This is a genomic window from Roseisolibacter sp. H3M3-2, assembly GCF_029211165.1.
Classification (GTDB): domain Bacteria; phylum Gemmatimonadota; class Gemmatimonadetes; order Gemmatimonadales; family Gemmatimonadaceae; genus Roseisolibacter.
Genome location: NZ_JARGEK010000149.1, coordinates 1 through 10,897 on the forward strand (window position 1 = coordinate 1; position 10,897 = coordinate 10,897).

8 protein-coding genes are annotated in these 10,897 nt (G+C 75.8%); 3 read left to right on the forward strand and 5 right to left on the reverse strand.

The window, feature by feature from the left end:
- Positions 1–165 precede the first annotated feature (165 nt).
- Positions 166–702: an RNA polymerase sigma factor gene (locus PYV61_RS13335; protein WP_275832281.1), complete on the reverse strand. Its 537-nt coding sequence runs from the start codon at positions 700–702 to the stop codon at positions 166–168.
- 310 nt (positions 703–1,012) lie between these two features.
- Here PYV61_RS13335 and PYV61_RS13340 point away from each other — a divergent pair, with 310 nt between their 5' ends.
- Positions 1,013–1,345 carry a hypothetical protein gene (locus PYV61_RS13340; protein WP_275832283.1) on the forward strand — a complete coding sequence of 111 codons (333 nt, stop codon included), beginning with the start codon at positions 1,013–1,015 and terminating at the stop codon, positions 1,343–1,345.
- Between the two features lie 56 nt (positions 1,346–1,401).
- Here PYV61_RS13340 and PYV61_RS13345 read toward each other — a convergent pair whose 3' ends face one another.
- Together PYV61_RS13345 and fadI are read right to left on the reverse strand one after the other, a co-directional pair.
- Entirely contained in the window at positions 1,402–3,579 is a 2,178-nt protein-coding gene (locus PYV61_RS13345; RefSeq protein ID WP_275832285.1) for a 3-hydroxyacyl-CoA dehydrogenase NAD-binding domain-containing protein, read from the reverse strand.
- Complete coding sequence (gene fadI / locus PYV61_RS13350) at positions 3,576–4,892, reverse strand: acetyl-CoA C-acyltransferase FadI (RefSeq protein WP_275832287.1); 1,317 nt, start codon at positions 4,890–4,892, stop codon at positions 3,576–3,578. The genes PYV61_RS13345 and fadI overlap by 4 nt, the downstream gene beginning before the upstream one ends.
- A gap of 149 nt (positions 4,893–5,041) precedes the next feature.
- On the opposite strand from fadI, the gene PYV61_RS13355 reads away from it, so the two are divergent.
- Complete coding sequence (locus tag PYV61_RS13355) at positions 5,042–5,938, forward strand: EamA family transporter (RefSeq protein WP_275832289.1); 897 nt, start codon at positions 5,042–5,044, stop codon at positions 5,936–5,938.
- Positions 5,939–6,035: 97 nt separating this feature from the next.
- On the opposite strand, the gene PYV61_RS13360 is transcribed toward PYV61_RS13355, so the two are convergent.
- Entirely contained in the window at positions 6,036–6,614 is a 579-nt protein-coding gene (locus PYV61_RS13360; RefSeq protein ID WP_275832292.1) for a PEP-CTERM sorting domain-containing protein, read from the reverse strand.
- Positions 6,615–6,640: 26 nt separating this feature from the next.
- The gene (locus PYV61_RS13365; RefSeq protein WP_275832294.1) at positions 6,641–9,385 is read right to left on the reverse strand and encodes a DNA/RNA non-specific endonuclease; all 2,745 of its coding nucleotides are present in this window, start codon (positions 9,383–9,385) and stop codon (positions 6,641–6,643) included.
- A 260-nt stretch (positions 9,386–9,645) separates the two neighbouring features.
- Here PYV61_RS13365 and PYV61_RS13370 point away from each other — a divergent pair.
- On the forward strand, positions 9,646–10,897 hold a 1,252-nt coding region (locus PYV61_RS13370; protein ID WP_275832296.1), incomplete at its 3' end, for a glycerol-3-phosphate dehydrogenase/oxidase.

A 10,897-nucleotide genomic window follows, 5' to 3' on the forward strand; every position in this document is an offset into this window, starting at 1 on the left:
CGCGCGACGGCGCGCCGCGGCGCGGCGACCACGGTGGCCGGCGGCGCGCGCAGCGCCGCCAGCACCGCGGCGTCGACCGCAGGCCCGAGGTCCTCCGGCCCGCGCAGCGCGAGGGCGACGCGCATCACCGCGTCGTCCTCGTCCTCGCGCCCGGCCAGTTGGATATCACGCACTGTACGCCTCCTGCAGCAGTCCGCGCAGCCGGTCGCAGGCCCGCTTGACGCGCATCTTGAGGGCGGACACACCGGCCCCGGTGAGGTCCGCCATCTCCTCGTAGCTCAAGCCCTCGACGTGCTTGAGCAGGAACGCTTCTCGTTGTTCGGCATCGAGCAGGGCGAGTGCCCGCTCGATCTCCTCCCGCCACGCCGCCTGCTCCGCGGGGTGCGCGTCCACGGCGACGCGCGCGGCCGCTTCGTCGGAGACGAACGTGCGCGCCCGTCTGGCCGTGCGCCCCCCCGTCGTCCGGCATCGGTTGACGAGGATGCTGAACAGCCAGGACCCGAACCGCTCCGGGTCGTCGCACCGCCCGAGCGACCGGTAGGCCCGCACGAAGGCGTCCTGCAATGCCTCCTGCGCGTCCTCCCGGTTCCCGAGCATCCGCAGCGCATAGCGCGACAGGCGCGGCCGATACCGGCCCACCAGCTGCGCGTATGCCTCGACGTCCCCGCCCAACACCTGGGCGACGATCGTCGCGTCGCTCATCTCCACGACCGTTAGACCCCCGTCCGTGCACTTGGGTCACCGGCTCGACGGTGCACCGCGCCGAGCCGGGCGCTGATGGAGATATACTCGGCCGCGGGCGTGACGTCACGACCCGGAAGTGTCGGTCCGACAAAACGTTGGCGTGACGCACGGGGGCCGGTTCCGTCACGCCGCGCGCCCCCCGCCTTGAGACCCCGTCGCCCCGCCGACGTTCGCCGGCGTCCCGGCGCGCGCGGTCCGCCGTCTGCGCTCTCGCCCCCCGCCGGCGCCGTCGGGGCGCCGGCCGGACGTACGGAGGCGGGGGCGCACGGTGCACGATCGGCAACGACATGGGCTCGGCGACGCGTTCGCGTGGGCCGCGATGGGCGGGGTCGCCTGCGGACTGCTCGCCTGGATGGGACTGGCGATCCCGAGCGGGCTGGCGGCCGCCGCGCTCCTCCTCTGGCTGGCGCGGCGCATCGTCGACGTCGTCCCCTCCCCCGCGCGGCCGCGCCTCGGCCCCACCGCCTGGTCCTCGTACGACCGGCGCCGCTCCGGCCGCACCCGGCTCGGACTCCGCGCCTGGCGCCGGCTGCGCCCGCGACGGCGCTCGGCGACGTCCGTGCTCCCGCGCCCCGGCGACCGGAGTCGGTGGACCACCTAGACCTGCGACCTGCGACCCACGAGCGGCCGTGAGGTCGCAGGTCGCAGGTCGCAGGATCAGTCGGTCATCTCCCGCAGCCCCTCGCTCGGCGCGAACCGCCCCCCGCCGTGCCGCGCCGCGTACACCTGCAGCGCGCGCACCACCGTCTCGGCGCCCAGCGCGTCCAGCGTGCGGAACGGGCCGCCGCGGAACGGCGGGTAGCCGATCCCGAACACCGCCCCCACGTCGCCGTCGCGCCGCGAGCGCACGATCCCCTCGGCGAGGCAGCGCACCGCCTCGTCGAGCATCGGGTACACCGTGCGCTCCACGATCTCGGCGGCCGTGGGGCCGGCCGGGGTGCCGTCCTCGGCGCGCCCCGCCGGCGCCCGCGTCGCCGGGACGCCCGCCACCGCGTACACGCTCGCGTCCACCCCGCGCCGCGCGCCGTCGGCGTCGTAGGCGTAGAAGCCGACCTTCCCCTTCCGGCCGGGACGCCCGCTCTCCAGCACGCGGCGCAGCGCCGGCGCCGGCGCCAGCCGCGCGCCGAACGCGTCGCCGACCACCGCGCCCGCCCGCGCCGCCACCTCGAGCCCCACCTCGTCCATCAGCTGGAACGGCCCGACCGGGAAGCCCCACTTCACGAGCGCCTGGTCCACCGCGTCGACGGCCACCCCCTCCTCCAGCAGCCACCCCGCCTCGTTGAGGTACGGGGCGAGGATGCGGTTCACGTAGAACCCCGGCCCGTCGCGCACCACGATCGCCGTCTTGCCGAGCCGCTTCGCGTACGCGACCGCCGTCGCCACCGACTCGGGCGACGAGCGCGTCCCCTCCACCACCTCCAGCAGCGGCATCTTCTGCACGGGGGAGAAGAAGTGCATCCCCACCAGCCGCGTCGGGTCCTCCAGCCCGTCGGCCAGCCGCCCGATCGGGATCGTGCTCGTGTTCGACGCCAGCACCGCCGACGGCGCCACCCGCTCGGCCGCGTTGAGCACGCGCCGCTTCACCGCGAGGTCCTCGAACACCGCCTCGATCACCAGGTCGGCGTGGCGGAAGCCCGTGTCGTCCGCGGTGCCGGTGACGAGCGCCTGCTGCTGCGCCAGCTCCGGCCGCGTCACGCGCTTGCGCGCCAGCGCCTCGGCGAGGATCCCGCGCACCGTGTCGAGCCCCTGCGCGACGCGCGGCAGGTCGGCGTCCTTGAGGCGCACCGGCGTCCCCTGGCGCGCCGCGACGGCCGCGATCCCCGCGCCCATGAACCCGCCCCCGATCACGCCGAGCGCGCGCACCGGGCGCGCGGCGGCGTCGGCGCCCGGGTCCTTCTTGAGCGCCGTGGTCGCGTGGAAGAGGTAGACCAGCTCGCGCGACACCGGGCCCGCCGCCAGCTCGCCGAAGCGGCGCGCCTCCTCGCGCAGCCCCGCCTCCAGCCCGCGCGCGTACCCCTCGTGCACCACGTCGAGCGCCGCCAGCGGCGCCGGGAAGTGGCCGCGCGTCTTCCGCGTCACCCCCTCGCGCGCCTTGCTGAACACGACGGTGCGGCCGAGCGCGTTGTCCTCGAGCACGATCCCGCGCAGCGCGCCGCCGGCGCCGTGCCGCCGCGGCTTCTCGGCCGGTGCGCGCGCGCCCTCGGCCAGCTCGCGCGCGCGGCGCAGCGCCACCTCGCGCAGGACGGCCGGGTGCACCAGGTCGTCGATCAGCCCGATCGCCAGCGCCTTCCGCCCGCGCAGGGTCCGCCCGGTGAGGATCATGTCGAGCGCCGTCTGCAGCCCGACGCGCCGCGGCAGCCGCTGCGTGCCGCCCATCCCCGGGATCAGGCCGAGCTGCACCTCGGGGAGCGCGAACGTCGTTTTAGGGTGGTCGGTGGCGACGCGCCACGCGCACGCCAGCGCGACCTCCAGCCCGCCGCCGAGCGCCGCGCCGTGGATGGCGGCGACGACCGGGGCGCGCGAGCGCTCGACGCGGTCCACCAGCGCCTGCCCCTGCCGCGACAGCGCCTCGCCGTCGCCCGCCTCGCGCACGTGCGCGAACTGCTCGATGTCGGCGCCCGCGATCCAAGCGTCGGGCTTCCCCGACAGCAGCACCACGGCGCGCACCGACGGGTCGCGGTCCACGCGGTCGAGCAGCGCGCCGAACGCCTCGGCCGCCGCGGCGCCCAGCACGTTGACCGCGCTCCCCGGGAGGTCGAACGTCGCCACCGCGACGCCGCCGGCGATCTCGAGCGCGAGCGCGGGGTGCACTTGCTCGCTCGTCCGGTCGCTCATGCGCGCTCCACGATCATGACGTGTCCCATCCCGCCCGCCGCGCACACGGAGAGCATCCCGAACTGCCCGTCGCGCCGCCGCAGCTCGCGGCACAGCTGCGTCAGCACGCGCGCGCCCGTCGCGCCGAACGGGTGCCCGACGGCGATCGAGCCGCCCATCACGTTGATGCGGTCGCGGTCCAGCTCCCCCACCGGCTCGGCGAACCCGGCGCGCTCGGCCCACGCCCGCGACTGCAGCGCGTGCAGGTTGCTCAGCACCTGCGCCGCGAACGCCTCGTGGATCTCGACCAGGTCGACGTCGCGCGCCGAGAGCCCGGCGCGGGCGAGCGCCACCGGCATCGCCAGCACGGGCCCCTGCAGCAGCTGCTCCCCCGGGTCGAGCGCGGCGTAGGCGTAGCTGCGCACGTAGGCGAGCGGCTCGTACCCGAGCGCGCGCGCGACGTCCTCGCGCATCAGCAGCACCGCCGCCGCGCCGTCCGTCAGCGGCGAGCTGTTGCCGGCCGTCACCGAGCCGTACTTGCGGTCGAACACCGGCGGCAGCTTGGCCAGCTGGTCGAGCGAGGTGTCCTCGCGCACGCCGTTGTCGCGGTCGAGCACCTCGCCGCCGGGGAGGAAGAGCGGCGCGATCTCCTCCAGCAGCCGCCCGTCGCGCGTCCCCTGCGCGGCCAGGCGGTGCGAGCGCAGCGCCCACGCGTCCTGGTCCGCGCGCGCGATGCCGTTGAGCTTCGCCATCTTCTCGGCGCTCTGCCCCATCGACTCGCCCGTCGACGGCTCGGCGATGGCCGGCGTGACGGGGACGAGGTCCTTGGGGCGGATCGTCGCCAGCGTGCGCACGCGCCCGCCGATCGACTTGGCGCGGCTGGCGGCCACGAGGATGTCGCTCATCCGGCGGGAGTGCAGCACCGGCACCTGCGACAGCGACTCCGCGCCGCCCGCGATGGCGCAGTCGACGTGGCCGAGCAGGATCTGGTCGGCGGCGTCGGTGATGGCCTGGTTGGCGGAGGCGCAGGCGCGGCTGACGGTGAAGCTCTGCACGCCGCGCGGCAGCTGCGGCAGCAGCGACACCTCGCGCGCGATGTTCGGCTCCTGCACCGCCTGCACGACGGTGCCGAACACGATCGCCTGGACCTCGTGCCCCTCCAGCTCGGTGCGCGCGAGCAGCTCGGCCACCACGCGCCGGCCGAGCTCCGTGGCGGAGACGCGGGCGAGCGTCGTCCCGGCCCGCGCGAACGGGGTGCGCAGCCCGTCGACGACGGCGACGCGGCGGCCGGGCGCGCCGTACTCGACGCGGTCGTGGCGGTTGGGATCGGACATGCGCGGGAACGTAGCATTCCCCGGGCCCCTTCGCGGGGCGGCTATGCTACGGCGTGAGCACCTCCGCCGCGCCCGCGCCGCGTCGCCCCACGGCCCCGCCCGCCGCCCCGCCGTCCGCCGCCGCACCCGCACCCTCGCGCGCGCAGTTCGTGCTGGCCTTCGCGATCGTCTACGTCGTGTGGGGCTCGACGTACCTCGCCATGCGCATCGCGGTGCGTACCGTGCCCCCGTTCCTGCTCGGCGCGATGCGCTTCCTCGTCGCCGGCGCGCTGCTGGGCGCGTGGGTGGCGTGGCGCGAGCGGCCGGGGTGGCCGGGCGCGCGCGCCTGGGGGTGGGCGACGGTCACCGGCGCGCTGCTCTTCCTCGGCGGGAACGCCGGCGTCGCGTGGGCCGGGCGCACGGTGCCGTCGGGCGTCGTGGCGCTGCTGGCGGCCTCGCTCGCCCTGTGGATGGTGCTGATCGACTGGCTGCGCCCGCACGGACGGCGGCCGAGCGCGCCCACGGTCGCGGGGCTGGCGCTCGGGCTGGCCGGCGTGGGGCTGCTGGTCGGCCCCGCGGAGCTGGCCGGGAGCGGCGGCGTCGACCCGTGGGGGAGCGCGTTCGTCCTCGCCGGCTCGTTCGCGTGGGCGGTCGGGTCGATGCTCACGCGCCACCCCGCCGCGCCCGCGTCGCCGATCGTCGGGTCGGCGATGCAGATGGTGGCCGGGGGGCTGCTGCTGGCGGTCGTCGCGCTGCTGCACGGCGACGTCGGCGGGGCCACGGCCGCCGCGCTCGCGCCCGGGGCGCCGGGGGCGCGCGCGGGGTGGGCGTCGCTCGCCTACCTGATCGTGTTCGGGTCGCTGATCGGCTTCACCGCCTACATCTGGCTGATGCGGCACGCCGCGCCGTCGAAGGTCGCGACGTACGCCTACGTGAACCCGGTGGTGGCGGTGCTGCTCGGCTGGGCGCTGGGGGGCGAGGGGCTGGAGCCCCGGGTGCTCACGGCGTCGGCGGTGATCGTGGCGGCGGTGGCGCTGATCACGGTGGGGCGGACGCGGGCGGCCTGACGGCATGCGACCGGGGGCCGGCACTCGGATGAGTGCCGGCCCCCGGTCGGGAACGGACGTGCGGGTACGTGTGGCCCGCGTATGCCCGCGCCCTGCCTCAGTTGTGCACGCGGCGACGGCGGGCCGCAAGGCCCAGGACGCCCAGACCGGTCGCGAGCAGGACGTAGGTGGACGGCTCCGGGACGACGGCCGCCGAGGCGGCGCTGACCGTCCCGCGGATGCTCTGGTCGCCCGGCAGCTCACCCGTGAAGGTGAACGCGCCGCCGGTGAGCGCCGGAGCCTGAGCGAGCGACACCTCGACGTAGCCGGTGCTCCCCGACGCGAGCTCGAACGGAAGCCCGGTGCTCAGGAAGTCGATGAACAGGTTGGTCCCGCCGGAGACGAACCCTTCCACGAAGGTCGGGTCGCCCAGGTCGTCGTCGAAGCCGAGCAGCTGACTCCCCTCGGGCGAGAACGCGAACGCGTTGCTCGTCGCCGTGAGGCTGAGGGTGTTGATCAGCAGCGTCGACGCACCCGTGTTCGTGATGTTGAACTGAACGGCGCCGCACAGCGACGGGCCGCAGCCGCCCTCGTACTGGACCGAGATCGCGGCCTGCGCGCCGGCGGGGAGCGCCGCGGCGGCCGCGAGCAGCGCGGCCCCGACGACGGAGCGGATCGAGCGAAGCGAGATCGACATTGGAGTGGTGGCGAGTGCGGGCGGCATCACGGATTGACGGACGGCGGCGTGAGGTCGAACGCCTCCCACGTGGACGCCGAAGCGGGGCGCAGCAGCAGCTGACGGGCGCTCAGCGAGAACCCGGCTGCGCGCAGGGCGCTCATGCTGAACGACAGGTTGCGATCCAGGAGCCCGTCGCCGTTCATGTCACGAAGGGTGGTCGTCACCACGCCGCCGCGCGACGACGGCGCGACCGCGACACCCGTCTGCGTCACGAGGCGCAGGTCCGCGGCGTCCGTTGTCGCCGCGTCGAAGCCGGCGGACGAGTAGAGCGTCACGGTGACCACGGACGTTCCGGTGACGCTGATCTGCTCGGGGCCGAGGTTCATCGCCACCTGCTGCACGCCCGCGCGCCGCGCCTCGACCACCTGCTCGATCGGGTCCGGCAGCGCCGACAGCAGGTCGTAGCCGGTCAGCGCCTCGACCGCGTCCACCGACGTGCGGAACTGCTCCCACCCGCCCGACACCGTCGTCGTGTTCGGCATGTCGACCGCGATCACCTCCACGTCCGACGGCGAGAGCACGTCGCCGATCCCCTCGTTGCGGTCGAGGATCACCGCGACCTTCCAGGTGCGCGTCGGGATGGCCACGCGCCCGGCGTTGTTGAGCGTCCCGCTGTACGCCGCGCCGCCCGCGATGACGAAGATCTCCTTCGTCCCGCCCGCGGCCAGGTTGCCCAGGTACTGCTCCAGCGCCAGCCACGGGCCCGCGTTGTTCTGGCTGGTCTGCGGGATGATGTTCGAGAAGTAGAACGTCGTCGCGTTGTCGAGCGCCCCGCGCGTGCGGTCGGCCGACATGGTCATGTGGCCGCGCGAGTAGTTCGAGCCGTCGTAGTCGGCCGTCGTGATCGTCGGGTAGCCGGCCGGCAGGAGCGGGTCGGCGATGAAGCAGTCGCACCGGTCGGCGACGTTCGTGCGGTGCGTCGCCTCGAGGTTGTACGCCACCCAGTTCGGCTGGCCGCGGAACTGGTTCCACGACGCCGCGAACGTCTCGCGGTTGACGAGGAACTCGTCCGACGGCGTCGCGTCGGTCGGCGTGCCGAACTGCAGCTCGTCGGCGTACACCGACAGGTCGCTGTAGCTGAAGACCGTCGTCGTGACGCCGGTGCTCGCGGTGCGGCCGGTCGCCGTCTCGATCGCCGTGATCGTCGCCGCGCCCACGCCGACCGCCGTCACGTTGCCGAGCGCGTCGACCGTCGCGACCTGCGGGTTGCTGCTGCTCCACTGCAGCCCCGTGCGCACGAAGGCGCCGGTCGCCACGTCCTTGAAGCGGTAGAGCTCCCCGAAGCCGACCGGGATCGGGTCGGTGCCGCGGAAGCTGTACCCCTCGAGCACCACGCCCGTCGGCGCGGCCGGCGGCGTGGCCGGGTTGCAGGCGCCGAACGACGACGCCGCGGGGCCGAACCAGACGCCGTTGCGCGCGCGCTGCAGCGACTGCCCGGTCGGCGGCGCCGGGTCCTCGTCGACGCCGATGTCGACCGACGTGCGCCCGTTCGCCGGGCCGGCCGTCGCGGTGAACGACCCCTCGTACGACAGGAACTCGACGACCTCGCCCTGCGGGTTGACGAGCGCGATGCCGTCCGGCTCCGACGCGGCGGTGCCGCCGTTCTGCAGCCCGTTCACCGGGAAGGTGAAGGAGAGCGTGCCGCGCCCGTCGCACTGCGCGGGGATGACGCCCGTCAGCGCGGTCGGCGCCGTGCCGTACGTCGCCCCGGTGCTCCCCGTGTAGAGGACGAGCGTCCAGCCGGCGAGCGAGCCGCCCGCGACGCCCTCGATCTCGACCGCCTCGCCGGCGTCGGTGCCGTCGTTGTCGTAGTGGATCTCGGAGATCCGCACGTCGCTGGCGGGCGGCGCGGTGACCTGGTTGACCGTCACCGTGGCTGTGCCCGAGACGCCGTTCGGCGCGGCGGCGGTGATCGTCGCCGTCCCCTGCGCCTTCCCCTCGACGACGCCCGCGGCGCTCACCGTCGCGACCGCGGCGTCGCTGCTCGTCCAGGTGAACGTCACGCCCGCCACGGTCTGCGCGTTCGCGTCGCGCGCGGTGGCCGTCAGCGTCGTCGTCGCGCCCACGTTCACCGTCGCCGGCGACGGGGCGACCGTCACCGACGCCACCTCGGCCGGCGGGACCTCGTCGGCGTCGTTGCAGGCGCCGAACGTGTTCGTCGCGCTCCGCGTCCACACGCCGGCGCCGTTGCGCTGCAGCGAGGCGCCCACCGGGTCGGCGACGGCGTCGCCCGTCTGCGCGACCCCGATGTCGGTCGAGGTCATCCCCGTCGCCGGGCCGTTGGTCGCCGCGAACGTCCCCTCGTACGAGAGGAACTCGACGACCTGGTTCTGCGCGTTCACGAGCGCGATGCCGTCGGGCGCCCCGTTCTGCAGCCCCAGCGCGCCGACGACGATCACGCCGCGCGCCCCGCACGTCGCGGGGATCGCCCCGCTCAGCGTGTTGAGCGGGGTGTAGGTGACGCCCCCGTTGCCGTTGTAGAGGACGACCGTCCAGCCGGTCACGTCCATGCCGGCCGGGCCCGAGATCTCGATGCGCTCGTCGGCGTCGGTGCCGACGTTGTCGTAGTGGATCTCGCTGATGCGCACCGGCGGCAGCGCGGCCGCCAGGCGGCTCGGCCCGGACCCGGGCTGGAGCGGGGGCGCGACGCTCTGGTCGGCGGCGCACCCGGCGAGGACGAGACCGAGCGCGGCGACGGCGGTCGCCGGTCGGACGAGGCGGTTGGGCATCGGGGGCAACGGTGAGTGATCGGCACCCGCCGGGCGGCGGGTGTCGCAGCACGCAGTCTAGTTGCAGGAAGCGCGCTCCACATCGGGGCCCCGTCACGGGACGGCCACGGCCGCGAAGTCGATGCGGGCGCGACGGTTACGCCGCGACGTGCGGCGGCGGCCCGGACCGTGCGACGGGGCGGGTGCCGCTCCCGCGCCACGAAGCGTGTCGCCCGCGCCACGCCCGCGGGCGCGCCGCCCGTCCTGTTAACGTTGCTGCCGTGACCGCCCCCCGCACCGCCGCCCTCGCCCGCCTCGCCGCCGAACCCGTCGACCTGCTCGTCATCGGCGGCGGGATCACCGGCGCCGGCACCGCCCGCGACGCCGCGCTCCGCGGCCTCTCCGTCGCCCTCGTCGAGCGCGACGACTTCGCCGCCGGCACGTCCAGCCGCTCCTCGCGCCTCGTGCACGGCGGCGTGCGCTACCTCGAGCACGGGCACCTCGGGCTCGTCTTCGAGGCCAGCCGCGAGCGGCGCACCCTCCTCCGCACGGCGCCGCACCTCGTCCGCCCGCTCCGCTTCACCTGGCCGGTGTACCGCGGCGCCCGCGTCCCGCGCTGGAAACTGGTCGCCGGGCTCGCGCTGTACGACGCGCTCGCGCTGTGGGGGAACGTCGCCCGCCACCGCCCGCTGGCCGCGGCCGGCGTGCTCGCGCACGAGCCGGCGCTGGCGACCGAGGGGCTGGTCGGCGGCGCCACCTACTGGGACGCCGCCACCGACGACGCGCGCCTGACGCTCGCCACCGCGCTCGACGCCGCGGCCGCCGGCGCGTGCGTGCTGAACCACGCGCAGGTGTGCGCGATGACGCTCCCCCCCGCGCCGGGGGGCGAGACGCGGCTGCGCGTGCACGACCGCGTCGGCGGCGACGTCGTCGAGGTGCGGGCGCGCGCGGTGGTCAACGCGGCCGGCCCGTGGGGCGACGCCGTCCGCCGCCTCGCCGGCGGCGGGGGCGCCGACGCGGTGCTCGGCGCCAAGGGGGTGCACCTCGCCGTCCCCGCGCACCGCGTCGGCAACCGCGGCGCGGTGACGCTCCTCTCGCAGGTCGACGGGCGCGTGATGTTCGTCCTCCCGGCGGGCGCGTTCACCATCATCGGCACCACCGAGACGCCGGCCGAGCGCGGCCCCGACGAGGTGCGCGCCACCGAGGCCGACGTCGAGTACCTGCTGCGGTCGGCCGACGCGTTCTTCCCCGGCGCGCGCCTCACGCGCGACGACGTGGTGAGCGCGTGGGCGGGGATCCGGCCGCTCGCGGCGCGCCACGGCGACGGGCGCGGCACCGCGTCGGCGTCGCGCGAGCACGCGATCGAGCGCGACCCGCGCGGGCTGGTCAGCGTGAGCGGCGGCAAGCTGACGACGTACCGCGCGATGGCCGCGCAGGTGTTCGACGCGGCGGCGCCGCTGGTCCGCCGCACCGTCGCGCCGTCGGCGACCGCGGCCCGCCCGCTCTCCGGCACCGCCGCGCCCGAGGCGCTCG